This is a genomic window from Phytoactinopolyspora halophila, assembly GCF_003287285.1.
Lineage (GTDB): Bacteria > Actinomycetota > Actinomycetes > Jiangellales > Jiangellaceae > Phytoactinopolyspora_A > Phytoactinopolyspora_A halophila.
The window spans coordinates 1-26,587 of sequence record NZ_QMIG01000023.1; the positions used below are offsets into that span (position 1 = coordinate 1).

Genomic DNA, 26,587 nt, shown 5'->3' on the forward strand with positions numbered 1-26,587 from the left:
ACGCCCACCTCCACCACTAAGCATGAACGTTGCAAGCACCGCTTGAGCCCGCCATGTAGTCGCAAGGTGTTCATGATCATGGGAGGGGGTACCGGTGGGGTATGGCGGCGTCGCGGCGACTACGTGAGTACCGGCAACGGCGCTCGTTCGGCACGACGCCCGAACCCCAGGGCGGTGACGAGCGCCACGCCACGACGGAAGCCAGCGGAAACCGGTTCGTCATCCAGGAGCATCACGCCAGCCGGCTGCACTGGGATCTGCGGCTCGAACATGACGGCGTGCTCATGTCGTGGGCGCTGCCGCGCGGCCTGCCCGACGACCCGGACCAGAACCGGCTCGCCATCCACACCGAGGATCATCCCGTCGAATATCTGACGTTCGAAGGCGAGATACCGCGCGGCGAGTACGGCGCCGGCACCATGACCATCTGGGATCGCGGCACGTACGTGGCCGAGAAGTTCGAGGACGACAAGCTCGTGGTCGAGTTGACCGGAGAACGCGTCCACGGCACGTACGCTCTGTTCCAAACCGAGAACAACTGGCTGATCCACCGGATGGACCGCCCGGAAGCGGGATCAGCGCCAGCACCGACGTCAGGAAACGAGCCCGTGCCCGATACCCGAACCGGCACCCGCGCCGACACGCATCCCGGCGCCCGCCCCGGCTCCATCGAGCCGATGAAAGCGGTACCGGCCGAATCATCCCAGCTCCCATCTGACGAGGACGCCTGGGCATTCGAGGTCAAGTGGGATGGTGTCCGGGCACTCGCCTTCCGGGCAGAAGGCTCGTTGCGGCTGATCAGCCGGACGGGCACGGACATCACGAAGCAGTACCCGGAGATCGCTCCACTCGCTCGCCAGCTCGGCGCGCGTCAGGTGGTGCTGGACGGTGAGCTCGTCGCGTTCGACGACAACGGACGGCCCAGCTTTCAGCATCTCCAGCCACGCATGAACGTCACCTCCGACGCCAAGATCCGCCAGCACCAGCGCACCCATCCCGTCACCTACATCATCTTCGATCTTTTGCACCTCGACGGTCGCTCCGTCATGGACCAGCCGTACACCGAGAGGCGGCGCGAGCTCGAAGAACTCGATCTCGACGAAGCGCACTGGCAGGTGCCCGGCTATCACCGCGGTGACGCCCGGGCACTGCTGGAGGCAACCCGCGAGCAAGGCATCGAGGGCCTGATCGCCAAGCGTCTCGACAGCCCCTACCGTCCGGGACGGCGCAGCGGCGACTGGCTGAAGGTGAAGAACGTGTACCGCCAGGAAATGGTGATCGGCGGGTGGACGGCCGGCACCGGCTCCCGCGAGGGGAGCATCGGTGCCCTGCTGATCGGCTACTACGACGATGACGGCACCGGCGACGGCGCTGCGAAGCTGCGCTACGCCGGCAAGGTCGGCACCGGTTTCGACAGCCGGACACTCCGGGACCTGCATCGACGCCTGAAGGGACGGGAACGCTCGGACAGCCCCTTCACCGGGCGCCAGCCACCGAAGGGGGCAGTGTTCGCCGAACCGGAGCTGGTCTGCGAGGTCGAGTTCCGGGAGTGGACTCGCTCCGGCACGGTACGCCAGGCGTCGTACCAGGGCCTGCGCGACGACAAACCGGCCCGCGAGGTGGTGCGCGAAACGCCGGCCGGGGCTGCCAGCGACACCGAGAGCAACAGCGACACGAAGAGCAACAGTGGCGCCGCGAGCAGCAGCGACAACAAGAGCAGCAGCGGCACCGGTCACGACGGCACCCGTGACCGGCTACCCGAAGGCACGGTCACCGTCGAGGGTCGCACGCTCAAGCTCACCAACCTCGACAAGATCTTTTATCCCGATGCCGGTGTGACCAAGGGCGATGTCATCGAGTACTACCGCGCGCTTGCCCCCGCTCTCCTCCCCCACCTGCGTGGCCGGCCGCTCACCATGAAGCGCTACCCCGACGGCGTGCGCGGCGAGAACTTCTTCGAGAAGCGCTGCCCTCAGTGGCGCCCCGATTGGGTCACCACCATCTCGATCTACAGCGACAGCCAGCGCGAGGAGATCGAGTACTGCGTCGTCGAGGATCTTCCCACCCTGCTCTGGACGGCCAATCTCGCCAGCCTGGAGCTGCACACCTTGCTGGCGACAGCGCAGCCGACGGCCCGATCCGGCGGGGGCGGCCGGAAACGATCCGGAACCGGCGACCCCGAGCGGCCCACCATGGTGGTCTTCGATCTCGATCCTGGCCAGGGCAGCGGCCTCGCCGATTGCGCCCGCGTGGCCACCTCGCTGCGTGACCTGTTTGACCATCTCGACCTCGAGGTGCTGGTGAAATCGTCGGGCTCGAAGGGCCTGCACCTCGCCATACCGCTGAACACGGATGTCACCTACGACGACACCAAGCCGTTCGCTCACGCCGTGGCGCAGCTGGCGGAGAAGGAGTGGCCCGACGACGTCGTCTCGCGCATGACCAAGTCCCGGCGCCGGGGCAAGGTCCTGGTGGACTGGAGCCAGAACTCGGGACACAAGACCACCGTCGCCCCCTTCTCGCTGCGGGCACGCGAACACCCGACCGTATCGGTACCGCTCTCGTGGCCGGAAGTCGAGGCCGTCGCCAGCAGCGACGCCGAGCCCGCCAGCCTGCTGCTCGACGTCGATCAGGTTCTCCAGCAGATCGACGAGCGCAGCGCGCTCTTCCAGCCGTTGCTCGAACGCCAGCAAAGCCTGCCGGATCTGTCATAACGTGTCGCAGCGGCCACGTCCGGGCACCATCCGTGATCTTTCTCCATGATCGTCGCATGGTCTGATCCGCCAGCGGGTATGACCGGGATATGCCGGAACTTCCGGATGTCGAAGGATTCCGCCGCGTTCTGGCCAAGGCAGGAGGACATCGCGTCGATCGTGTGGACGTCCTCGATGCCGGTGCAATACGCGGCACGAGCGCCGACACCCTGCGTGATGCCGTGCACGGTCACGCCTTCGGCACCGCCCGCCGGCACGGCAAGTGGCTAATCTGCCCGATTCACGTCCCCGGCAGGAAGCACCGCAAGGCCGACCCCAGCGTGATCTTCCACTTCGGCATGACCGGCGAGCTCACCTGGTCCCAGCACGACGACGGTGAGCGGCACCAGCATGATCGAGTCGCGTTCGTCACCGGCAGCGGCGAGCTGCGCTACCGGGACATGCGCAAGCTACACGGCATCCGCCTGGCCTCCGACGATCACGAGGTCGAGGTTCTCCTCGCCGGGCTGGGCCCGGACGCCGCCGATGCTTCCCGGGATCAGCTACGGGAGCGTGCCGGAAGCGGCCAACGGCGGATCAAGTCTGCCTTGATGGACCAGGCGACGATCGCCGGCCTGGGCAACCTGCTCGTCGACGAGATCCTGTGGCGAGTACACCTGCATCCGAGCACGCTGACCCGGGACCTGTCCGATCGGGATTGGCGCACCCTTCACCGCACCATGCACGCCACGCTGCGCAAGGCCATGTCGGCGGGACGAGTCCCCGATCATTCCTCGTGGCTGACCGGCCATCGCGATGATCGCGACGGCGCGTGTCCCCGGTGCGGTAATGTGCTGCGGCACACGCGGGTAGGGGGCCGCAACACGGCATGGTGCCCGTCCTGCCAGCCACCCGGGGATCACGACTGACGATTCGCCGGGAGGCTGCCAGGACCAGCTAAAGACCGTGACTCACCCCCGCAGAGCAGGTCACGTCCGCAACCGCGAGTGCAGCAGGTACGCTGAGGCGTCCGTCAGCGACGCCACCTGATCGACCACCACCCGCAGCCGGGCATCGTCGTCGGGTGCGTCCTTCCAATCCTCGCGGAACGTCGGCTCCAGGGCCTCGGGAGCACGGCCACGGAGCAACTCGACCAGTTCCTCGACCAGTGCACGCTGATCGCCGTAGGCCTCCGCACGGTCCCGCGCCGTCATGACGTACGTGGCGGCCAAGCCCTTGAGCACCGCCACTTCCAGCCGGGTTCCACGCGGGACGCACAGGTCGGCCGCATACCGGGTCAGCCGGCCGCCTCCGTAGGCTTCGTGCGTGAGCCGCTGGGCGTCCTCGCTGAACCGGCCGATGAGCTGGCTCGTCATGTCCTTCAAGGCCGCCAGCGCCGAGCGCCGTCCGTCGTAGACGTCGACCCAGAACGAGCAATGGCGCAGCCGGTCCAGGGTTTCGAGAATTTCGTCGATCTCGACGTCCGGCACATACCAGGAGCGGGTCAGCTCGGCGAACCGGCGCCGTTCCGAGGGGACGTCCAACACGCGCCACGGCTCCAGCCAGCCCCCGACGATGGCGTCCTCGACATCGTGCACGCAGTACGCGACGTCGTCGGCGAAATCCATGACCTGCGCCTCGAGGCAACGCTGTTCATCCCGTGCGCCGGCCCGCAACCATCCGAAGACGTCGGTGTCGTCCGCATACACGCCGAACTTGCGGGGGTGAGCGGGGCTGCGCGGCCAGGGATACTTGGTCGCCGCATCCAAGCTCGCGCGGGTCAGATTGAGCCCGGCCGGACGGCCATCCGGATGCGCCGCCTTCGCCTCCAGCCTGGTCAGCAGGCGCAAGGTCTGCGCGTTTCCCTCGAAGCCCCCGATGTCCTCGGCTATCTTGTCGAGTGCTTCCTCGCCGTTGTGCCCGAACGGAGGATGGCCGAGATCGTGGGCCAGGCATGCGGCATCCACGACGTCCGGGTCGCAGCCCAGAGCCTTGCCGAGCTCGCGCCCGACCTGGGCCACCTCCAGCGAATGGGTCAGCCGGTTACGCACGAAATCGTCGCTGCCCGGTGAGACGACCTGCGTCTTGGCGGCGAGACGGCGCAGCGACGCGGAGTGGAGCACGCGAGCACGATCACGCTCGAAGTCGGTGCGCGACGAGAGCTTTTCCGGCTCCGCAGCCCACCGTTCCCGGTCGGTGTCCTCATACCCACTCATCGATGCCGAGAGTATAGGCTTCGCCCGCCTGTGACACGTCCGGCCAGCACGCAACTGCGAGAATGTGGCGGTGGTGATCGGGAAATGAACGCGGGCCGCCGATACGGCATCATCGGTGCGGGCATCATCGGCGCGGCCGTGGCCCGCGCGATACTGCGCGACGACGACGCGGCGCAGGTCACCGTTCTCGAGAAGGAAACCGAGCCCGGGTTGCACCAGACCGGCCGCAACAGCGGCGTCGTCCACGCGGGCCTGTACTACACACCCGGCTCGGCCAAGGCCCGCTTCGCTCGCCGCGGCATCCCGATGTTGCGGGAGTACTGCGAGGAGCACGGGCTGGCGTACGACGAATGCGGCAAGGTCCTCGTCGCGCTCGACGAGCGCGACAGCCGCCGCCTCCGCGACATCGAAGCACGCGCCCACGCCAACGGCGTCCCCGGCGTGCGGTGGCTGACCGGTAGCCAGCTACCCGAGGTCGAGCCCCACGTGCGCGGTGTCGCCGGATTGCACTCTCCCACCACGGCCATCGTCGATTTCGCCGCCGTGACCCGGGCGATGCTCGACGAAGCGGTACGGGCGGGCGCGCGGGTTCGGACGGGCGTGGAGGTGACCGGCTTCGACCAGACGCACGACGAGGTACGTGTCCGGGCCGCGGCGGCACCGGCACGTCGCCGCCCGGGTAGCCCGATGCTCCCGAGCCATCCGGGTCGGAGCGGGGGCGACGCCCGGCGAGACGGCAACGACACCATCGCGGCGTTCGATCACGTGATCATCTGCGCCGGCTTGCACGCCGACCGGCTTGCCCGGCTCGCCGGCGACGACGAGTTCCCGCGCATCGTCCCGTTCCGCGGCGAGTTCGCGCTCCTCCGGCCCGAACGGCGGCACCTCGTGAACGCTCTGGTGTATCCGGTGCCCGATCCCCGCTATCCGTTCCTCGGTGTGCACTTCACGCCTCGCGTAGACGGTGAGGTGCTGGTCGGTCCCAACGCCGTGCTCGCCCTGGCTCGGGAGGGCTATCACCGGCGGGATCTCGACGTGCATCAGGCGCGCGAGCTGGTCGCCTGGCCGGGCTTCCGCCGCTTCGCCCGGGCCAACTGGCGCACGGGCGTGCGTGAGGTGTACGGCTCGCTCAACCGGCGGGCCTTCGCCCGAGCAGCGCGGCGCTACGTTCCAGACCTCCGTGCCGGCGATCTCGTCGCCACCCGGCCCGGCATCCGGGCCCAGGCGATGGATGCCGACGGCACGCTGGTCGACGACTTCCGGATCAACCAGCGCGGACGCATCCTGTGCGTGCGCAACGCGCCATCACCGGCGGCCACCGCCTCGCTGGCCATCGCCGACGACATCCTCGCCACCCTCACGCCCCGCTGATCATGAACACTAATCGAACTCATAGGTCGATTAGTGTTCATGATCAGCGAATGTGGAGCGGCGGGCTAGACGTAGTACGCGTATGCGGGAACGGTGAGGAACATCGGGTACTCCGGGCTGAGCGCCACGTACTCGAACAGCTCGCGGGCCTGCTCGATCCGCCGCTGCCGGGCACCATCATCGCCGGCCTCGGCCAGCAGTGCCTCGGTTTCCTCGGCAACGATCTCACCGACGAGGCGCGCCGTCACCAGCGTCCCGTCGTCAAGCGCGGCCTCGGAGTCGATCCACTGCCAGATCTGTGACCGCGAGATCTCCGCCGTCGCCGCGTCCTCCATCAGGCCGAAGATGCCGACGGCGCCCTGTCCGCCCAGCCACGCCTCCAGATAGCGCAGCGCGACGGAAACGTTCGTGCGCAGCCCGCGCTCGGTGATCCGGCCGGGCGTCGCATCCACCCGGAGCAGGTCGGCAGCGCGCACCTGGACGTCGGCCCGCTGGCGATCGAGCTGGTTCGAGCGCGTGCCGAGGACCTCGTCGAACACCTCGCGCACCGTCTCGACCATTCCCGGGTGCGCGACCCACGAGCCGTCGAACCCGTCTTCGGCCTCGCGGCGCTTGTCCTGGCGAACCTTGTCGAAGACCTCCTCGTTGACCTGCGAATCCTTGGAGGGGATGAAGGCGGCCATCCCCCCGATGGCGTGCGCGCCGCGCCGGTGGCAGGTGCGCACGAGCAGCTCGGTGTAGGCGCGCATGAACGGCACGGTCATCGTGACAGCGGCACGGTCGGGCAGCACGAACCGGCCACCACGATGCCGGAAATTCTTGATCAGGCTGAAGATGTAATCCCAGCGCCCCGCGTTCAGCCCGGCCGAGTGTTCGCGCAGTTCGTACAGGATCTCTTCCATCTCGAAGGCGGCAGTGATCGTCTCGATCAGCACGGTCGCGCGGATCGTGCCACGCGGCAGTCCGAGCGCCTCCTGGGCGTAGACGAACACGTCGTTCCACAGCCGGGCCTCGAGGTGGCTCTCCAGCTTGGGCAGGTAGAAGTACGGGCCGCTGCCACGGCGGACGAGCTCGTGCGCGTTGTGGAAGAAGTAGAGCCCGAAATCGACGAGCGCGGCGGCCATCGGGTCATGCGGCTCACGACCGACGGTGAGGTGCTTTTCCGTCAGGTGCCAGCCGCGCGGGCGCACGACGATCGTCGGCGTCTGTTCACCCAGCTCGTACCGCTTACCCTCCGGGCTCGTGTAGTCGATCGTGCGACGTATCGCGTCGTACAGGTTCGCCTGACCACCCACGACGTTGGTGAAGTGCGGCGTGTTGGCGTCCTCGAAATCGGCCAGCCACACCTGGGCCCCGGAGTTCAGCGCATTGATCGTCATCTTGCGGTCGGTCGGACCGGTGATCTCCACGCGCCGGTCCACCAGATCCGGTGCCGGAGCGGCCACCTGCCACCGGGGGTCGTCCCGGATCGCCCGCGTCTCGGGCAAGAAGTCGGGGTCGTGCCCGGACGCGATACGCTCCCGGCGGCGCTGGCGCATGGCCAGCAGGTCGGCCCGGCGCCCTGCGAACCGGGCGTGCAGATCGGCCAGGAACTGCAGCGCTTCGGGAGTGAGGATCTCGTCCTGGCGGGGAACGTCGGAACCACTGATCTGGACCTCGGCGGCCTGCGTCGTCGCCGTCATCTCGTCGTTCATCAATCCAGCGGACATCTCGTCTTCCTCTGAGGCTCGTTGGGGGACTCGGTATTCGTCGTGTTCGTCAGGGCTGTGATCAGCGGAACTGTTCCGACTCGGTCGAACCGCGCAGTGCGACGGTTTCGCCGGCCGGGTTGAGGGCCGTCGACACCATGTCGAAGTAGCCGGTTCCCACCTCACGCTGGTGCTTCACGCCCGTATACCCATATTCCTCGGCGGCGAACTCCTTCTCCTGCAACTCCACGTACGCCGTCATGCCGGACGTGGCGTAACGGCGCGCCAGTTCGAACATCCCGTAGTTCAGCTGGTGGAATCCCGCCAGCGTGATGAACTGGAAGCGATACCCCATGGCACCGAGTTCCCGCTGGAACCGGGCGATCGTGTCGTCGTCAAGATGCGCCTTCCAGTTGAACGATGGCGAGCAGTTGTACGCGAGCATCGTGTCCGGGTAGCGCTCGTGCACGGCCTCGGCCACCTTGCGGGCCAGTTCGAGGTCAGGCGTGCCCGTCTCGACCCAGACGAGATCGGCGTAAGGCGCGTACGCCAGAGCGCGGGCGATCACCGCGTCGGGTCCGGGCGTGACCCGGAAGTATCCCTCCGCACTGCGCTCGCCCGTCAGGAACTCCCGATCGCGCGGGTCGACGTCGCTGGTCAGCAGCTTCGCGGCGAGCGCGTCGGTGCGGGCGATGATGATCGTCGGAACATCCGCGACATCCGCCGCCAGCCGCGCGGCATTGAGCGTGCGGACGTGCTGCGACGTCGGGACCAGGACCTTGCCACCGAGGTGCCCGCACTTCTTCTCCGAAGCGAGCTGGTCCTCGTAGTGCACACCCGCCGCTCCGGCCGCGATGAGCGCCTTGGCCAGTTCGAACGCGTTGAGCGGGCCGCCGAAGCCCGCCTCGGCGTCGGCGACGATCGGAGCCAGCCAGTCGACGCCCGGATCGACACCCTCGGAGAACGTGATCTCGTCGGCGCGCAGCAGCGCGTTGTTGATCCTGCGGACGACTGTGGGGACCGAGTTCACCGGGTACAGGCTCTGGTCCGGATAGGTCTGCCCGGCGGTGTTGCCGTCGGCAGCCACTTGCCATCCGGAAAGGTAGATCGCCTCCAGCCCGGCGCGGACCATCTGCACCGCCTGATTGCCCGTGATGGCACCCAGAGCATGCACGTAGTCGCGGCTGTTCAGCAGCTCCCACAGGCGCTCGGCGCCCCGGCGCGCCAGCGTGTACTCCTCGCGGACAGTGCCCCGCAGCCGGACGACGTCCTCGGCCGTGTACGCGCGCTCCACGCCGCGCCACCGGGGGTTGCTCGCCCATTCCCGTTCAAGCCGGGCCGCTTCGTCGGCGATCCGTTCCGGTACGGTCGCGCCACCCGCGTCGTGACCGGCGTCGTTCGCGCGAGTGCCGCGAGGCGTTCGGGCCGTGCCGCCATCGTCCCTGTCGAGTGCCACCGTCATGTCTACTCCTCGTTCGGGATTGGACTGGATCGCCGGGGTCCGCGTTCTGCATCCCGAGGTTTGCCGACGATCCAGCCATCGAAGATTGCTCTTGATGACACAATGCAGGGGTTGAGAAGAGTTCTTCCACAGCTATAGTTGGTGAATTGTCGTAAAAATTCACTGAGGAGAAAGAATGGGCTTTCCCGACGGCGAGCTCGACCTCGCCACACTGGGCCAACGGATCCGCCACACGCGCAAGTCGAAAGGTATGACCCTCGGCGAACTGGCCACGACCGTCGACCGCGCGCCGTCGCTGCTGTCGCAGATCGAGAACGGCAAGCGCGAGCCCCGGCTCACCCTGATCCAATCACTCGCGTCGGCACTCGGTGTCGACGTCGCGCACCTCATCAAACCCGAGGCACCGTCACACCGGGCAGCACTCGAGATCGCACTCGCACGCGCACAGGAAAGCCCGCTCTATGCCACGCTCGGGCTGCCGCACGTCGGCCTGACCAGCAAGCTGCCCACCGACGCGTTGGAAGCGCTCGTCGGCTTGCACTCCGAACTCGAACGGCGGGCCACCGAGCAGGCGGCCACACCCGAGGAAGCGCGGCGCGCCAACGCCGAGCTCCGCCAGCAGATGCGCGACCGCAACAACTACTTCACCGAGCTCGAACGGACCGCTGCCTCGCTGTCGGAGGCCATCGGGCACAGCAGCGGACCGCTGACCGAACGTGGCATCAACGACCTCACGTCGCACCTGGGCTTCACGCTGCACCGCGCCGCCGATCTCCCGCGCGCCACCCGATCGATCACCGACCTGCGCAACCGGCGTATCTACCTGCCCATGCCCAGCCATACCAGCCACGACCCCCGCACTATCGTGCTGCAGACGCTGGCGCACTTCGCCCTCGGTCACCAGGAACCCGCCAACTACGCCGACTTCCTGCGGCAACGCGTAGAGGTCAACTACGTCGCGGCGGCGCTCCTCATGCCCGAGGTCGCCGCAGTCGACTTCCTGCAGCGCGCGAAGGCGGCGAAGACGCTGGCCATCGAGGACCTCCGGGATGTCTTTGCGGTGTCATACGAGATGGCCGCGCATCGCTTCACCAACCTGGCCACTCATCACCTGGACATTCCCGTGCATTTCATGCGGGTCGGCGAGGACGGCATCATCTACAAGGCGTATGAGAACGACGACGTCACGTTCCCCGCCGACGTCACGGGCGCGATCGAAGGGCAGATGGTGTGCCGATACTGGGCCGCCCGGGCCGTCTTCCACGCCGCCGACCGGTACGCGTCGCACTACCAGTACACGGACATGGGACGGGGCACCTACTGGTGCACGACACACGTGGAGCGCACCACGGCCGGCGATTTCGCGATCGACGTTGGCGTGCCGTACGCGCACGCGAAGTGGTTCCAGGGCCGCGAGACGACGAACCGGGCGACGTCGGCGTGTCCCGACCCGTCGTGCTGCCACCGCCCGCCCGTGAACCTGGCCGAGCGCTGGAGCGAGTACGCCTGGCCAAGCGCGCGGACGCACTCTCACCTGCTGGCCGCCTTACCGCCGGGCACCTTCCCCGGCGTCGACGACACCGACGTCTACACCTTCCTCGACCGCCACTCCCCCTCCTTGTCAGAATGATCATGTTTGGTACGTTTCCTCGGGCCATAACACGTCTGCAGGCGTGTCACGGCCCGAGGAAACGTACCAAACATGATCATTCTGATTGGGTCACATCGGGGTTGCGGTGACGACGACGTTCGACTCGAACGTGTCGCCGTCCCAGTCGTCACATGTCACGATCACGAGCCTGCCCTCACCATCCTGGCCGAAGAGCTCCTCAGCCCGGTCGGCAAGCTCGTCCGGATCGATCGACTCGACGACGCTCACCTGGTACACGAGGGTCGCGTCGCCGCTCACCATGATCGTGTCGCCCTCGTCGAGTCCGGCCACGCCGTCGAACACCGCTTCGCCCTCGTCCAGTGAGTGCCCGACCAGCAGCACCGTACCGTCGTCATCGCCGGGCGCGGCACCTTCGCTCCACCAGCCCGCCACCAGCGGATCATCCGGCGGCTCAAGCACGCGATCCTCGCTCTCGGCCGCGACGACGGGTGCCCGGACGCCCACGCCGGGAATCCACACCTGGTACAGGGGAATCGGGTCGTGATCTGGATCGTCGGGCTCATCGGCAGAACCGTCATCGTCTCGGGGCTCGTCGTCGCCCTGGTCGCGCTCCGATGCGCCGAAGGATCCCGACGACGAGTCGTCCTCGGCCAACATGTCACTGACTGCCCACGTGGTTCCGGTCACGATCGCCGCGGCCACGGCCACGCCTATGCTCAGCTTCACTGGACCGGACAACCTGCCCAGCGGGCCCAGCCGGCCCGACCAGCCCGGCCCGGTCGACCGGTCACCTCCATCCGGTCCACCGGCCTGCTGGCCGGGGCCGCCCCCGGCCTCCGGCTCAGTCATGCCTGCGCTGACGACGGGTGAACGTGGCCGCTCCTATCGCCACGGCGCCGACAGAACCGGCGGCGACCAGCACACCGGCACTGTGGCCACCATCCGTTTCCGCGAGCCCGGCCGGGATCTCGGTGGGTACCGGAACCGCAGACGTCTCCGGGTCCTCGCTCGGGGATTCGGTGGGCTCCGCGCTCTCCGTCGATTCCGGCGAGTCGGACACTTCCGGATCCTCCGGTTCATCCGTGTCGTCCGGCTCATCCGGCTCATCGGTCGGGTCGGGAGGATCGGTCGGGTCCGGAGGTTCTTGGGTCGGCGTGTCCGAACTCGTCGGCGTGGGCTCGGGCGGGCTTGTCGTCGGTTCGGGCGACGAGGTGGGCCCCAACGTCGGCTCGTCGTACGAGCCCAGCTGGCCACACGCGTACCAGTCGGTGATCTGTCGTTTGCCGCCCAGGAAGCCGCGGGGCGCCGTCATGTCCTCGTAGGGTCCACCCTCGTACACCTCGTAGTCCCCGCCGCCGCTCACGCCGACGGCGGAGATTCTCGCTACCTGCTCGCCGGGCGTGACATCGAGCTCTCGCTCGTCCGAAGACAGCCTCCCGTAGACGTGACCGGTGATGTCGCCGCCGTAGTCACCCTCAGCGCAGCTCGATGCCGCCGCCGCGGTGGACCGCCCGGGTATGTCGGTCACCGTGAGTACTGCAGACACGGCGACGACGGCTGCGGCACCGATCGCGGTACGAGCCGTAGCACGCATCGCTCCCTCCGGGGTCGAACAAGATCCCAAACGACGCGTAATGTACCCATGATCGAAACGAGGCGAAACATCCGATTCGGATGTTTCGCCTCGTTTCGAACTCCCGCCACGATCAGCAGCCCCCGGGGCATACGCTCAGACCGGCGAATCGCCAGGTTTTGTTGATCGTCAACGATCGCCGCCATGCACACATGCACGGCCGTCAACGATCACGTGGGCGTGCACCGCTCGCTCGTTCCAGGCGTCCTTCTCATCTAGGCGCCTTCTCGTCTAGGCATCCCTACTGGCTGTGGCTCCTGCGCTTCCGCCAGGTCCCGCGCTTGCCCCGGTTCCGGAGCTTCCGTCGGGTCCCGAGCCGGCCACGCTTGCACGGGCCGCTTCCAGACGCGCCACCGGCACCCGGAACGGTGAACACGACACGTAGTCCAGCAAGATCGACTCGAAGAAGTGGATCGACGCGGGGTCTCCACCGTGCTCCCCACAGATACCCACTTTCAGGTCCGGCCGGGTCTCCTTGCCTTCCCACGCTGCAATCGACACCAACCGGCCCACTCCTTCGGTGTCGATCGACTCGAACGGGCTCACACCGAACACGCCGCTCTCCAAGTAGGTCGGGAAGAACGTGGCCTCGACGTCGTCGCGGGAGAATCCCCACGTCGTCTGGGTCAGGTCGTTCGTGCCGAAGGAGAAGAACTCGGCAGCCTCGGCGATCTGGTGCGCCGTCATCGCCGACCTCGGCAGCTCGATCATGGTCCCGACCGGGATGGTGAGCTCGACACCGGTTTCCTTGCTGACCTGCGCGATCGTCTCCCCGGCCAGGTCACGCACCGCCTCCAGTTCCTGGACGGCAGCGACGAGTGGAACCATGATCTCCGGACGTGGCTCGCGACCCTGCTGGCGAAGCTCGGCCGCAGCCTCGGCGATCGCGCGTACCTGCAGCGTGAAGAGTTCGGGAATCACCAGCCCAAGCCGGACTCCCCGCATGCCCAACATCGGGTTCTGTTCGTGTAGCCGCTGGACTTCGCTCAGGAGTTCCGCCGCTGCGGCGTCCGGTTCACCGGTTGCCTCCGCGACGGCGACGCGCACCGACAGGTCGGTGAGATCGGGCAGGAACTCGTGCAACGGCGGATCCAGCAGCCGGATCGTCACCGGCAATCCGTCCATTGCGGCGAGAATGTCGGTGAAGTCTGCGCGTTGCAGCGGGCGCAGCTCGTCGAGTGCGGCCTGGCGGGTGTCGTCGTCACGAGCCAGGATGAGCCGCTCGACGATCCTGCGACGCGGCCCGAGGAACATGTGCTCGGTCCGGCACAACCCGATACCGCACGCACCGAGGCTGCGGGCACGGGCGGCGTCGTCCGGCGTGTCCGCGTTGGCTCGCACATCGAGCCGGCGACGACGATCGGCCTGGCGCATGACGCGCAAGACGGCGGAGACCACGTCGTCTCCGTCCTCCGTGGTCCGCACCCCATCCTCGGTCACCCCGTCGTCGGTCACCTCGTGCAAGGCGTCCACCACTGCCGACGGCACGACGGGAACCTCGCCGAGGAACACCTCGCCCGTACCGCCGTCGATGGAGATCACGTCACCCTCCTTGACCCGGGTGCCATCCGGCGTCGTGAACTCCTTGCGCCCGGGGTCGACACGCAACGCCTCGACGCCGGTGACGCAGGTGCGTCCCATGCCGCGCGCGACCACGGCGGCATGGCTAGTCTTGCCGCCCCGCGAGGTCAGGACGCCGCGCGCGGCGACCATGCCTCCGAGGTCGTCCGGGTTGGTCTCGCGGCGCACCAGGATCACGTCCTCGCCATCGCGCGCCCAGGCCACCGCCGTGGCCGAATCGAAGGCGGCCTTGCCGACGGCCGCGCCCGGGCTGGCCGCCATCCCTCCGGCCACGACCTCGCGGGGCGCCGCCGGGTCGAACTGCGGGAACATGAGCTGCGCGAGCTGCTCGCCGCGGACCCGTGACAGCATCTCGTCGTCGTCAATCAGCCCTTCGGACGCCAGCTGTGCCGCGATCCGGAACGCCGCGGCAGCGGTGCGCTTGCCGACCCGGGTCTGCAACATCCACAGCTTGCCGCGCTCGATGGTGAACTCGATGTCGCACAGATCCAGGTAATGCCGCTCCAGCGTGGCCATGATGTCCAGCAGCTGGTCGTACGATGCCTTGTCGATCCGTTCCAGTTCGGCCAGCGAGAGCGTGTTGCGGATGCCGGCGACGACGTCCTCACCCTGGGCGTTCGGGAGGTAGTCGCCGTAGACGCCCTGCGCGCCGGTGGCGGGATCGCGGGTGAAGGCGACACCGGTACCCGAGTCGGGGCCGAGGTTGCCGAACACCATCGTGCAGACATTCACCGCCGTACCCAGATCGTCCGGGATGCGCTCCTGGCGCCGGTACAGCCGGGCTCGCTCCGTGTTCCACGAGTCGAAGACGGCCCGGATGGCCAGATCGAGCTGCTGGCGCGGGTCTTGCGGGAAATCCCGCCCGGTCTCGGTGTACACGATGTGCTTGAACTCGTCGACGAGTCCGCGCAGGTCCGCTGCGTCGAGGTCGACGTCGCTATCGACCCGGCGGGACTTCTTGCACGCCTCCAGGCTTTCGTCGAACCGGCCGTCGTCGATACCCAGCACGGTCTTGCCGAACATCTGGACCAACCGCCGGTACGAATCCCAGGCGAACCGCTCGTCTCCGGACCGCGCCGCGAGACCGACGACCGACATGTCGTTCAAGCCGACGTTGAGCACGGTGTCCATCATTCCGGGCATCGAGAACTTGGCACCGGAACGTACCGACACCAGCAGCGGATCCTCCGGGTCACCGAGCCGCTTCCCGGTGCGTTCTTGCAAGTCGGCGAGGTGTGCGCCCACTTGCTGCGCCAGCCCGTCCGGTTCGCGTCCGGTCGTCAGGTAGTGCCGGCACGCGGTGGTAGCGATCGTGAACCCGGGCGGGACGGGCAGCCCGAGCCGGGTCATCTCGGCAAGGTTGGCGCCTTTACCCCCGAGAAGCTCTTTGTCTCTCGTGTTTCCCTCGGCGAAGTCGAATACGTACTGCTGCACGGGCCGGCCCTCCAGTCGTGACGGCGGTCATCCTGGGCTGTCGCATCGGGGACGTACATCGGCGCTGAGTACGAGCTGGTTGCTGGGGAGCCTAACTACCCGTCAGGACTTCGTGTGGCTGCCGAGATGGCAACGACTCGCCTGCTGAACCGGCAGCGGTACCGCTGTGCGAGACGACACCCGCGTGACCCGCGGGAACGCGGATCTGGCCCCGGAGAGTGGAGTGACGTAGAGCACAGAGCTAGGTACGTACTGGTACGTACCTGAGAAGGTGTCGCTTTATGCCTGGCATGCGCCTTGCAACACATACTGATCCCGCGCCACCACCCGTACCAGCCGCGCCCACCTCCCGTACCGGCGCCAGCACCAACTGCACCAGGCAAGCACCAGCCGCACCGGCTCCTCCGACAGCCGCACCAGCTCCCCCACCAGCCGCACCAGCTCCAACCGAACCAGCGAGCCGCCGGCCGTCAGCCGCCCGAGATACCCAACTCGGCCGCAGCCAGGCCAGCGGCGTCGCATTCGGTGTCGTCCAGCCAGCCCTCGGGAAGCACGACCTTGCGCGGGCTGCCCTGACGTCCACGCGCCACCCCGATCTCGGACTCGGGGAACGGCTGGTCCGGCTCCAGCTCCGCGAGCAGCGCGTCCAGCTGCGTCAGGCTCTCCACCATTCCCAGGGCGGCGCGTACCTGGCTGCCGACCACGAACCCCTTGAGATACCAGGACATGTGCTTGCGCATGTCACGCAGGCCACGGTCTTCGCCCATGAGCTCGGCCAGCAGCTCGGCGTGCCGGCGTATCATCGCCGCCACCTCACCCAGTGTTGGCAGCGGCGGCTGGGGCCGGCCGGCGAACAGCGCGGCCAGGTCGCGAAACAGCCACGGACGGCCCAGGCAACCACGCCCGACGACGACGCCATCGGCTCCGGTCGCCTCGACCATGCGCAGCGCGTCCGCCGCCTCCCAGATGTCGCCGTTACCGAGTACCGGGATACCGACGTGCTCGCTGAGGCGCGCGATCGACTCCCAGTCCGCCGAACCGGAATAGTGCTGCGCGGCGGTGCGTCCGTGCAGCGCGATCGCGGCGCAGCCGGCGTTCTCCGCGATCCGCCCAGCATCCAGGTACGTCAGGATGTCGTCGTCGATACCCTTGCGGGTCTTCATCGTCACCGGGATGCCGGAGGGCTCCGCCGCGTCGACGGCGGCACGCAGGATCCGGTCGAGCAGGCCCCGCTTGTACGGAAGCGCCGCTCCACCTCCCTTGCGGGTCACCTTCGGCACCGGGCAGCCGAAGTTGAGGTCCACGTGTGCGATGCCGTACTCGCCGGCCAGGAACCGCACCGCCTCACCCACGTAGTGGGGGTCGACGCCATACAACTGCACCGAGCGCACCGCCTCGGCGTCGGCGAACTCCAGCATGCCGAGGGCTTTATCGTCGCGCTCGACGATCCCGCGAGACGTGATCATCTCGCAGACGTAGAGACCTGCTCCCTGCTCGGCGCACAGCTGGCGAAACGCCGCGTTGGTCACGCCCGCCATGGGGGCGAGTACCACCGGCGGCTCGATGGTCAGGCCACCCAGCCGAAGCGCGTGCACATCCTGCTGCGGGGCAAGCATCACGTCGGTCACAAACCCATTATCCCGGCCGGGAGATGTCAGGTCAGATCCCGGCGGGTGAACACGACCGTTCCGATGATCACGACGGGGATCGTCACCAGCAGCGGCACGCCGATCGCCTCGAACGTCCACCCTTCACGCAGCGGCGACGGCGACAGGAACCAGTACCACGGCGAGATCCATCGCACGCTGTCGAGGAGGTCGACGAAGCTGGACAGGCCGTACACGACGTATGTCGCCGTGGCCAGTCCTGCCCCTGCCGCGATGGCCCACCCCTTGCTTCCGGTCGCCGCACCGCTCGCGTAGGTGATCGCGGTGAACAAGAGCGCGAGCAACAACGCGCCGACACCGGCAGCAATCATTTCTCCGACGCCGAGCTCGTCGAGCTCGAACGGCGAGCGGAACGCCACCAGCAAGGCGGTCGCGATCAGTGCCAGGCCGGCCAGCAACACGGCCGCGCCGGCGAAACGCTCCACACCGACGCGCCACCGATGCACGGGGTTGGCCAGCAACGATTCGAGCGTGCCCTCACGTTCCGACCCGGCGACGGCCCACGCCGCCACCGAAATGCCGAAGATCAGCAAGACGATGGGGAAGATGTTGGAGTGGAACTGGCTGTTGAGATAGCCAGCGGGACTGGTGATTCCATCCGTTGCCCCCATCATCTCCAGGACGCCTTCGGGCATCGACTCCATGAACTGGTCGAGCCCTTCGCCGGCGTCGCGCACGGCGGGGTAGCTGGCACCGGTGATGAGCGTCAGGGCGGCAACAGCCAGGGACCACCACAGCATGCCGCGGCGCCGCTCGCGCAGCATCTGGCGGAACACCAGCGGTCCCATCACGCCACCTCGCTGTCTTGACCATGAGTCGCCGGCCCGCCCGGGACCGCACGATCCGCAGCGGGCTCGTCGTCGGGATCCTGGTAGTAGCCGAAGAAGATGTCTTCGAGATCCTCGTCGTGGGTGACAACGCGCTCCACCCCGTGTCCGGCGACGGTGTCGATCAGTGGCGCGACGCTGCCGTCGACCACGATGTGCGCTGTTCGCCCGGTGATCTCCAGTGACGAGATCCCGTCCACGCCGTCGAACAGGCCCTCGGGAATGTCGTCGGCGAAGCGCAACTCCAGCCGCTGGCGAGCGATCTCGCGGATGTTCGCGATCGTGTCCTCGCGGACCAGAACTCCCCGGCGCAGGATCCCGATACGGTCCGCGATGTCCTCCACCTCCGGCAGCAGGTGAGACGAGAACAGTACGCCCGCGCCGTCCTCGCGCCGCTGCCGGACCAGCCCCAGCACGCTGCGCTGGAGCAGCGGGTCCAGGCCCGACGTCGGCTCGTCGAGCACGAGGACGTCCGGTTCGTGCATGAACGCCTGCACGATGGCGACCTTCTGCCGGTTCCCGGTGGACAGCTGGCCGATCTTGCGGGAGGGATCGAGGCTCAGCTGCTCGCACAGCTCGTTGATCTCGGCCCACGACGGCCCACCGCGCAGCCGCGCATACCAGGTCAACAGGGTCTGTACCCGCAGGTTGCGCTCGAACGTCACGTCACCCCCGACATAACCCACGCGGCGACGGATGTCGAGGTCACGCGGCTGCCCATCGAGCACCCGGACACGGCCGCGGCTCGGGTTGATGAATCCCATGAGCGAACGGATCGCCGTGGTCTTCCCGGCGCCGTTGGGGCCCAGCAGTCCATACACCTCGCCGGCACGCACGTGCAGATCCAGCGCGTCGACTGCCGTCAAGGCTCCGAATCGCTTCGTCAGGTGGTCGATCTCGATCAACGGCACCTCGTTCACGGGGCCTCCTCGATGTGGTCCGTTCCCGAACGATAGATCAACAGACCGGTAGCCGCTCGGCCAGGTACGCCTCTACTCGATCGATTCCTACCCGCTCCTGCTCCATCGAATCTCGCTCGCGGACCGTGACCGCATCATCTTCCAGCGAGTCGAAGTCGACCGTGACGCAGAACGGTGTCCCGACCTCGTCCTGGCGCCGGTACCGCCGGCCGATCGCACCCGCGTCGTCGAAATCCACGTTCCAGCGCGCCCGCAGCGCCGTCGCCAGTTCCAGCGCCCGCGGCGAGAGCTCCGGATTGCGTGAGAGAGGCAGCACCGCCGCCTTCACCGGTGCGAGCCGCGGGTCGAACCGCAGCACCGTACGCCGGTCGACACCACCCTTGGTATTGGGCGCCTGGTCCACCTTGTACGCATCGAGCAGGAATGCCAGCACCGACCGGGTCAGCCCGGCCGCCGGTTCGATGACGAAGGGCGTCCAGCGCGTTCCCTTCTCCTGGTCGTAATAGCTCAAGTCCAGGCCGGAGTGCTCGGCATGGGTGCTCAAATCGAAATCGGTGCGGTTGGCGATCCCCTCCAGCTCGGCGAAGTCCGCGTTGTCGAACTGGAACCGATACTCGATGTCCACCGTGCGCTTGGAATAGTGCGACAGCTTCTCCGCCGGATGCTCGTGAAGGCGCAGGTTCTCGGGAGACAGGCCGAGGTCGACGTACCAATCCCACCGCTGCTGGACCCAGTACTCGTGCCAGTCCTCGTCCGTTCCCGGCTCGACGAAGAACTCCATCTCCATCTGCTCGAACTCGCGCGTCCGGAAGATGAAGTTGCCCGGCGTGATCTCGTTGCGAAAGGACTTGCCGGTCTGTGCGATACCGAACGGGGGCTTCTTGCGAGCCGTCGTCATGACGTTCCCGACATTGGTGAAGATGCCCTGGGCGGTTTCCGGACGCAAGTAGTGCAAGCCTTCACCGGTTTCCACGGGACCGAGGAACGTCTTCAGCAGCCCGTTGAACATGCGCGGCTCGGTCCACGAGCTCTTCGCGCCGCAGACCGGGCACGGCACACTGTCCAGGCCGTTTTCCGGCTCGTGACCGGTGCGCTCGGCGAATTCATCTTCCAGCTCGTCGGCACGGAACCGCCGGTGACACGCCTGACACTCGACCAGGGGGTCGACGAAGGCTTCGACATGCCCCGAGGCGATCCACACGTCACGCGGGAGGATAACCGCGGAGTCGATACCGACGATGTCGCCGCGTTGCTGCACGATGGCCCGCCACCACTGGCGGCGGATGTTCTCCTTGAGCTCCACGCCGAGCGGGCCATAGTCCCAGGCCGATCTCGTGCCCCCGTAGATCTCGCCGGTGGGAAAGACGAAACCGCGCCTCTTGGCAAGAGAGACGACGGCCTCCACGGGCGACTCTGGCACGGGCATGTCACTCCATCTGGATCGCTGTCGACGAACGGGTCGGCCTATGAGGTTATCAACACGGACGCGCTGATCATTGACGATCCAACACATCATCGTGTATGTGATCGGCGGCCGCGGCCGGCGCAGTGCGCTTTCCGGTGGCGCTCGCCCCGGAACGACGCCGCCGGCGACCACCCTGCTGCGCTCCCGCTTCGTTGTGCCGGAACGCCAGCACCGCGAGTCCCGTCGTCACCGGAACGGCGGCGATGATGCCGAGACCCCCGACGAGCGCGCGAATCACCTCTTGCGCCACGGCTTCCGTCGTCAGTGTATCGGTCACGCCCTGACCGGCGACGCTGAACAACATGAGCAACGGCAGCGAGGCACCGACGTAGGCCAGCACCAGCGTGTTCACCGTCGCCGCGACGTGCTCGCGTCCCACCCGCATCCCGGCGGCGAACAGCTCCCTGCGGGTCGCGTCCGGGCGGGCAGCAGCCAGCTCTCCCACGGTCGCCGACTGGGTGACCGTGGTGTCATCCAGCACCCCAAGGGCACCGACAACCAGACCGGCCAGCAAGAGCCCGCGCACGTCGATCTCGGCATCGACCGTTCCCAGATACATCGCGGCGTCGTCGGCTAGGCCGGTGAACTGGCCCGCCGCCGTGAACACGGCGCCGAGCACACCTGTGAGGGTGAGACTGATCAACGTTCCGATCAGCGCCACCGAGGTACCGATCGAGAAGCCGTGCGACAGGTAGAGCGTCACGATCATGATCGCGGACGCGCCGACCACGGCGACCGGCAGCGGTTCCTGACCCTGCAGGAGCGCCGGGAGCAGGAAGAGCACGATGACCACGACGGAGACCGCCAGGCCGCCGAGGGCAGCCAGCCCCTTCCACCTGGACAGGAGGACGACGGCCAGCGCGAACAGGGCACCGAGCCAGACCAGCGGGACGCCGCGCTGGAAGTCGCTGATCTCGTAACGATCCTCCAGGGACAGATCTGGCGTCGCCGACAGCACGACCTGATCGCCGACCTCGAACTCCGGCGCCCCGTCACCGAACCACAACGGCACGACGGTCTCGACGCCCTCGTCCGGACCGGAGGTGATGACGACCTCGGCCTCCTGGCATTCGTTTCCGGGCCGTGCGCCGTCCTCCCCGGAGGATGCGCCGTCGTCTCCGGATTGCGCATCGCCGCCGGATTGCGCATCGCCGCCGCCCGGGGAACCCTGCCGGTCCTCGCACTCCCAGATGTCGATGATCTCCCCGTTGGTCCGCACTCCCGCGTCGATCCGGGCCGCCTCCCCCGACGGCCAGAGGACGATCATCCCGGCGATGGTGAGAACGACCAGCGGGACCAGGACCGACAAGACGGCATTTCGCACCCGGGGACTCGCCGGCGGCCCGCCGTGGTGCAGATGCGCGCCGGTCACCTACCGTCCCCCGCGTCGCGGCCATCGTCGCCGCCCGCTGGCTCCGGCCCGGCTCCCGCGTCAAGGTCGGTCGGCACGACCGGCGCAGCCGCCGACCCCAGGCCCACCTCGTCGGCATCGGCGGCACGGGAGTCGCCGACGTCGACGACGCCGCCGTCGGCGTCGAGCGTGGACACGAGCTCGAAGGCGGTGGGCTCATCGATGGCGCGGGACAACAGCGGGATGGCGTGCAGCTTGACGTCATACGACGACAGCGCGCGCCGGTACGATCCGACGTCGCGCCACTGGCTGCTAAGTACCCAGAGCGAGGGGTCGTCGGTGGCCCGGCCGAGCTGGCCGCCCTTCCAGCCGGGCTGCCCGGCCAAGGCCTGCAATGCCGAACGTGCTTGATCGCGGAAGGTGACGGCCTCCTCGCGTGGGACCCGGTACCGGGTGACGACGAGCATCATGGTCCTTTCACAATGGCGTGGCCGAGCATAGCCACCCACACCGTACGATGCATGAAGGCCGGAAATCACCAGCAGATGATAGGGACCATCGTGTCGAAGAACCGACGCCAGCGAAACAGCGCCCACCACCAACGTCCGGCTACTCCTCGTCCCCAACAGCAGCGGGCACCGCGCCAGAGCGCCTCGCGCCGGCCCGGACCCGCCCCGGTCGCGCACACCGGCTGGCGCGCCAGTCTCGAACGGGTGAGCTACCCCGTGCTGCTCGGGCTCACTCGCCTGCCCAAGTGGCTCCTCGGTGTGGTGACGGCGGGCCTGCTCCTGGGCGGGCTGCTCGCGCCGCCGCCCTGGGCGCCGCTGTTACTGGGATTCGTCATCGCCTTCCTGACGTGGCTGCTGGTCCTGGCCTGGCCTCGCCTGGGGCCGACGCCCAGGCTGATCCGGATGGCCGTCATCGGGGCGCTCGCAGCCGCCGTGATCGCGCAGTCTGCCGGAGTCTTGTGACCTCAGACGCGCTCGGTTCCGACTAGCTCTGGCCCGCACACTTGGGGCAGGTCCCGAAGATTTCCAGCGTGTGCGCGACGTCGACGTAGCCGTGTTCCTTCGCCACCGAGCTCGTCCAACGCTCGACCGCCGGACCGGCGATCTCTACCGTGGCCCCGCACGAGCGGCATACCAGGTGGTGGTGGTGCTCGTCGCGCGCACACTTGCGATACGCCGCCTCGCCTCCGCCGGTACGCAAGACGTCCACCCGGCCGTCGTCGGCGAGTGCCTGCAACGTGCGGTAGACCGTTGCCAGACCGACACTCGCGCCACGCGAGCGCAGGATGGAATGAAGTTCCTGCGCGCTGATGAAGTCGTCGGTTTCGTCGAGCACCTCGTCGACGGCTGCGCGCTGGCGTGTCCGGCGCTGTTCCTTGACCGGTTGTTCCCGTGCCGACACTGGCTGCGCCCGCCTCCCTGCTCGCACATCGTTGGTGTTCGAACTCCAGCCTAGCCTCGACCAGTGTGGTTCCCGTGTCCGACACAGGCAAGGACGCGCAGCCAGACGTCGTGCGGGTGCTTCGCCGGGTCGGAACCGCGCCGGGCTCGTGGGAGAGATATGAGGCCAGTTTTTGACAATGGTTGTCAGTTTACCTGAGAATCTCTCCCATGAGAACTCGCCTACCCGTCCGCTCGCTCGTCGTGCTCGCCGCATCCGGAATGGCCCTCACCGGCTGCGGCACAGATGGTGACTCCGAAGCCGCCTCGACCTCGAACGGTGATCCATTTGTCGTCGCAGGGTTCTACCCGCTGGCCTTCGCGGCCGAGCACGTCGCCGGCGAACACGGCTCCGTCGTGAACCTCACCCAACCCGGCGTCGATTCCCACGACCTCGAACTCACCGCTCAGCAAGTCGGCCACGTGTCCGACGCCGACCTGAACATATACCTCGACGGCTTCCAGCCCGCCGTCGATCAAGCGATCGAGCAGAACAGCTCGGCAGCCGTGATCGACGTCGCCGACCTCGTGGAGCTGCTTCCCGAGGACGGTGCGAGCGGCCACGACAGCCACGCAGATGACCACACGGACGAAGACGACGAGCACGAGCAAGATCATGATCACGACGAGGACGGCCATCACGACGACGAGAGCGACCACGAAGACGAGCAAGGGGATGATCACGGGGATGGCGAGCACGACCACGGCGACAGCCATGACCACAGCCACGACCACGGCGACGGCGACGGCGATCCACACCTGTGGCTGGACCCCACGAACATGGTGACGATCACGCGGTCCATCGCCGACGAGCTCGCCGAGATCGACCCCGACAACGCCGAGGACTACCAGAACAATGCCGACGAACTCGTCCAGGAGCTGGAGACGCTCGACGACGAGTTCCACGAGGGCCTCGCGCAATGCGAGCGCTCTCTCATCGTCGTCAGCCACGAAGCATTCGGCTACCTGACACACCGCTACGAGATGGAGCAGCTCGGCGTGGCAGGGCTAGACCCCGACTCCGAACCGTCTCCCGCCCGGGTGGCCGAGGTGCACGACACGATCGAGTCGAACGACATCACCACCGTCTTCTACGAGCCACTGACCAGCGCGGACATCGTCCAAACCGTCGCCGACGACCTCGGGCTCGAAACGGCCGTACTCGACCCAGTCGAGGGCCTGACCGACGAGACGAGCGACGAGGACTACCTCAGCTTGATGCGGCAGAATCTCGACGCGCTTCGAACCGCGAACGGCTGCACCTGACCGCTCCGCCTCGCAACGAGTAGCGTCTGCTTCTATGGACTGCAACGGCACGGCCACCTCGCGCGCCGAGGGAGACGTTGCGCGGGGAACGGGCATCAGACGATGCTCCGCGAGACGTCGTTTCCATGTGGGGGTGAAGGGCCGATGAACGCACCCGTGGTCGAGGCTCGTCACCTGACCGTCGAGCTGGGCGAGCGGCCCGTCTTGCACGAGGTCGACTTCCACGTGAACGAAGGCGAGGTCGTGACCTTGCTCGGCGCGAACGGTTCCGGCAAGTCGACACTCGTGCGTGCCGTCGCGGGCCTCGTTCCCGTCACCAGCGGCGAGATCACCCTGTTCGGGCAGCCTCAACGATCCTTTCGGGCGTGGAAACGCATCGGCTACGTGCCCCAGCGCCTGACCGCGACCGGAGGCGTCCCGGCCACAGTGCGGGAGGTCGTCAGTTCCGGGAGGCTCGCTCACCGGCGGCCCTTCCTGCCAGCGTCGCGGGCTGACCGCGACGCTGTCGAGTGGGCGATCGACCTGGTCGGGCTCAGCGACCGCATCAACGACGGCATCCAGACCCTGTCGGGCGGCCAGCAGCAGCGCGTGCTCATCGCACGGGCCGCCGCCGGCACCCCTGACCTCCTGGTGCTCGACGAGCCCAACGCGGGGCTCGACTGGCGCAGCCAGGAAGCGTTCGCGCGGTCACTGCGCACCTTCGTCGCCTCGGGCCGCACGGTCCTGGTGGTACTCCATGACATGGGCCCACTCGCACCGCTCGTGGACCGTGGCGTGGTACTGGACGCCGGACGCGTCACCCACGATGGGCCCCTACCGGTACCCGCCGGGGCGGCTGGCATGCCCGACGACCACCGCCACACCACGGGCGAGCAGACCGGTCCCTTCGGATGGATCTCGTGATCATGAATATCGTCACCGAGCTGTTGAGCTACGACTTCATGCGACGGGCCCTCATCGCGGCGCTGCTGACCGGCCTCGCCGCGCCCGCCGTCGGCGCCTACCTCGTCCATCGCAGGCTCGCGCTGATGGGCGACGGGATCGGGCACGTGGCACTCACCGGTGTCGCTGTCGGCCTGCTCACCGGATGGGCACCGGTCTGGACGGCGGTCGTGGTGGCGATCGCCGGGTCCATCACCATCGAGCTTGTCCGGGCGTACGGCAAGGCATCGGCCGACGTCGCCCTGGCCATGCTCTTCTACGGTGGGATCGCCGGCGGGGTCCTGCTGACCGGATTGGCCGGAAGCACCGCGGCGACACTCAACACGTACCTGTTCGGCTCGATCACCACCGTGTCACCCGCGGACCTGTGGGTCATCGGCATCCTCGCGGCGGTCGTCGCCGCGCTGGCCGTCGGTCTCGCGCCACAACTGTTCGCCATCTGCCAGGACGAGGAGTTCGCCCGGGCCACCGGCATGCCGGCTCGCCTCTACAGCATCCTCATCGCGGTCATGGCGGCCGTCACCGTTGCCGTGGCGATGCGCACCGTGGGACTCCTTCTGGTCAGCGCGCTCATGGTCGTTCCCGTCGCGACGGCGATGCAGCTCACCCGCGGCTTTCGCACCACGTTCCTCCTGGCGCTGACCTTGGGCGTGGTTCCATCACTGAGTGGCGTGGTGTTCGCGTTCCACGTCGACGTCGCGCCCGGCGCCAGCATCGTCGTGCTCGCGCTCGCGGGCTTCGTCCTGTCCTGGCCACTGGGCACGCTCGTACGCCGGATGCGCGCGAGGGAGGACGTCGCCGGGGAGGATCCACGCATCACCGGCGAGCACATACCGACCGAGGACCATCCGCACGAGCACGACGACGAATGCGGCCATCCGGCCGTGGTCCACGGCGACCACACCGACTACCTGCACGACGGGCATCTGCACGCGCCACACGGCAGGCACTACGACGAGCACTGACCTCGGCGCCTCGGTGGGATGCCGGCATCCGCGTCAACCATGTGGA

The 26,587-nt window shown here is 67.7% G+C and carries 21 protein-coding genes; 8 read left to right on the forward strand and 13 right to left on the reverse strand.

Annotation, left to right across the window (positions count from 1 at the left end):
- Positions 1–101 precede the first annotated feature (101 nt).
- Both ligD and DPM12_RS17750 read left to right on the forward strand, forming a co-directional pair.
- Entirely contained in the window at positions 102–2,714 is a 2,613-nt protein-coding gene (gene ligD, locus DPM12_RS17745; RefSeq protein ID WP_112259691.1) for a DNA ligase D, read from the forward strand.
- Positions 2,715–2,803: 89 nt separating this feature from the next.
- Positions 2,804–3,622 carry an Fpg/Nei family DNA glycosylase gene (locus DPM12_RS17750; RefSeq protein WP_112259692.1) on the forward strand — a complete coding sequence of 273 codons (819 nt, stop codon included), beginning with the start codon at positions 2,804–2,806 and terminating at the stop codon, positions 3,620–3,622.
- Positions 3,623–3,682: 60 nt separating this feature from the next.
- Here DPM12_RS17750 and DPM12_RS17755 read toward each other — a convergent pair whose 3' ends face one another.
- A complete protein-coding gene (locus tag DPM12_RS17755) occupies positions 3,683–4,909 on the reverse strand; it encodes a deoxyguanosinetriphosphate triphosphohydrolase (RefSeq protein ID WP_112259693.1) in 1,227 nt (408 codons plus the stop codon).
- An 84-nt stretch (positions 4,910–4,993) separates the two neighbouring features.
- Between DPM12_RS17755 and DPM12_RS17760 the strand changes: the two genes are divergently transcribed.
- Positions 4,994–6,280: an FAD-dependent oxidoreductase gene (locus tag DPM12_RS17760; protein ID WP_112259694.1), complete on the forward strand. Its 1,287-nt coding sequence runs from the start codon at positions 4,994–4,996 to the stop codon at positions 6,278–6,280.
- 65 nt (positions 6,281–6,345) lie between these two features.
- On the opposite strand, the gene aceB is transcribed toward DPM12_RS17760, so the two are convergent.
- On the reverse strand, positions 6,346–7,989 hold the full coding sequence (aceB, locus tag DPM12_RS17765; RefSeq protein WP_211659100.1) for a malate synthase A: 1,644 nt from the start codon (positions 7,987–7,989) through the stop codon (positions 6,346–6,348).
- A gap of 61 nt (positions 7,990–8,050) precedes the next feature.
- Positions 8,051–9,430: an isocitrate lyase gene (gene aceA, locus DPM12_RS17770; RefSeq protein ID WP_112259695.1), complete on the reverse strand. Its 1,380-nt coding sequence runs from the start codon at positions 9,428–9,430 to the stop codon at positions 8,051–8,053.
- 175 nt (positions 9,431–9,605) lie between these two features.
- Here aceA and DPM12_RS17775 point away from each other — a divergent pair, with 175 nt between their 5' ends.
- The gene (locus DPM12_RS17775) at positions 9,606–11,060 is read left to right on the forward strand and encodes a helix-turn-helix transcriptional regulator (protein ID WP_112259696.1); all 1,455 of its coding nucleotides are present in this window, start codon (positions 9,606–9,608) and stop codon (positions 11,058–11,060) included.
- Between the two features lie 90 nt (positions 11,061–11,150).
- On the opposite strand, the gene DPM12_RS17780 is transcribed toward DPM12_RS17775, so the two are convergent.
- The 9 genes from DPM12_RS17780 to DPM12_RS17820 all read right to left on the reverse strand — a co-directional run bounded on the left by DPM12_RS17780 (position 11,151) and on the right by DPM12_RS17820 (position 22,390).
- Positions 11,151–11,891 (reverse strand): class F sortase, encoded by a 741-nt coding sequence (locus tag DPM12_RS17780; RefSeq protein ID WP_112259697.1) that lies wholly within the window; start codon positions 11,889–11,891, stop codon positions 11,151–11,153.
- The gene (locus tag DPM12_RS17785) at positions 11,884–12,636 is read right to left on the reverse strand and encodes a hypothetical protein (protein WP_112259698.1); all 753 of its coding nucleotides are present in this window, start codon (positions 12,634–12,636) and stop codon (positions 11,884–11,886) included. Before DPM12_RS17785 ends, DPM12_RS17780 begins: the two co-directional genes overlap by 8 nt.
- Positions 12,637–12,906: 270 nt before the next feature.
- Entirely contained in the window at positions 12,907–15,690 is a 2,784-nt protein-coding gene (gene ppdK, locus DPM12_RS17790; RefSeq protein WP_112259699.1) for a pyruvate, phosphate dikinase, read from the reverse strand.
- A 470-nt stretch (positions 15,691–16,160) separates the two neighbouring features.
- Positions 16,161–17,306 carry a tRNA dihydrouridine synthase DusB gene (gene dusB / locus DPM12_RS17795; RefSeq protein WP_112259750.1) on the reverse strand — a complete coding sequence of 382 codons (1,146 nt, stop codon included), beginning with the start codon at positions 17,304–17,306 and terminating at the stop codon, positions 16,161–16,163.
- A 38-nt stretch (positions 17,307–17,344) separates the two neighbouring features.
- Positions 17,345–18,145, reverse strand: a complete 801-nt coding sequence (locus tag DPM12_RS17800) for an ABC transporter permease subunit (protein ID WP_112259700.1) — start codon at positions 18,143–18,145, stop codon at positions 17,345–17,347.
- Positions 18,145–19,104: an ABC transporter ATP-binding protein gene (locus DPM12_RS17805; RefSeq protein WP_112259701.1), complete on the reverse strand. Its 960-nt coding sequence runs from the start codon at positions 19,102–19,104 to the stop codon at positions 18,145–18,147. Before DPM12_RS17805 ends, DPM12_RS17800 begins: the two co-directional genes overlap by 1 nt.
- Before the next feature lie 37 nt (positions 19,105–19,141).
- Positions 19,142–20,530 (reverse strand): glycine--tRNA ligase, encoded by a 1,389-nt coding sequence (locus DPM12_RS17810; protein ID WP_211659102.1) that lies wholly within the window; start codon positions 20,528–20,530, stop codon positions 19,142–19,144.
- Between the two features lie 67 nt (positions 20,531–20,597).
- Positions 20,598–21,941 (reverse strand): YibE/F family protein, encoded by a 1,344-nt coding sequence (locus tag DPM12_RS17815; RefSeq protein ID WP_112259702.1) that lies wholly within the window; start codon positions 21,939–21,941, stop codon positions 20,598–20,600.
- Entirely contained in the window at positions 21,938–22,390 is a 453-nt protein-coding gene (locus DPM12_RS17820; RefSeq protein ID WP_211659103.1) for an antibiotic biosynthesis monooxygenase family protein, read from the reverse strand. The genes DPM12_RS17815 and DPM12_RS17820 overlap by 4 nt, the downstream gene beginning before the upstream one ends.
- Before the next feature lie 75 nt (positions 22,391–22,465).
- Between DPM12_RS17820 and DPM12_RS24365 the strand changes: the two genes are divergently transcribed.
- Positions 22,466–22,891: a DUF6703 family protein gene (locus tag DPM12_RS24365; protein ID WP_342778809.1), complete on the forward strand. Its 426-nt coding sequence runs from the start codon at positions 22,466–22,468 to the stop codon at positions 22,889–22,891.
- Between the two features lie 22 nt (positions 22,892–22,913).
- Here DPM12_RS24365 and DPM12_RS23975 read toward each other — a convergent pair whose 3' ends face one another.
- Positions 22,914–23,330: a Fur family transcriptional regulator gene (locus DPM12_RS23975; RefSeq protein ID WP_245951309.1), complete on the reverse strand. Its 417-nt coding sequence runs from the start codon at positions 23,328–23,330 to the stop codon at positions 22,914–22,916.
- 209 nt (positions 23,331–23,539) lie between these two features.
- On the opposite strand from DPM12_RS23975, the gene DPM12_RS17835 reads away from it, so the two are divergent.
- The 3 genes from DPM12_RS17835 to DPM12_RS17845 all read left to right on the forward strand — a co-directional run bounded on the left by DPM12_RS17835 (position 23,540) and on the right by DPM12_RS17845 (position 26,541).
- The gene (locus tag DPM12_RS17835) at positions 23,540–24,634 is read left to right on the forward strand and encodes a metal ABC transporter substrate-binding protein (RefSeq protein ID WP_112259704.1); all 1,095 of its coding nucleotides are present in this window, start codon (positions 23,540–23,542) and stop codon (positions 24,632–24,634) included.
- A 144-nt stretch (positions 24,635–24,778) separates the two neighbouring features.
- Entirely contained in the window at positions 24,779–25,537 is a 759-nt protein-coding gene (locus DPM12_RS17840; protein WP_112259705.1) for a metal ABC transporter ATP-binding protein, read from the forward strand.
- A 2-nt stretch (positions 25,538–25,539) separates the two neighbouring features.
- The gene (locus DPM12_RS17845) at positions 25,540–26,541 is read left to right on the forward strand and encodes a metal ABC transporter permease (protein ID WP_112259754.1); all 1,002 of its coding nucleotides are present in this window, start codon (positions 25,540–25,542) and stop codon (positions 26,539–26,541) included.
- The last annotated feature ends 46 nt before the right edge of the window (positions 26,542–26,587 follow it).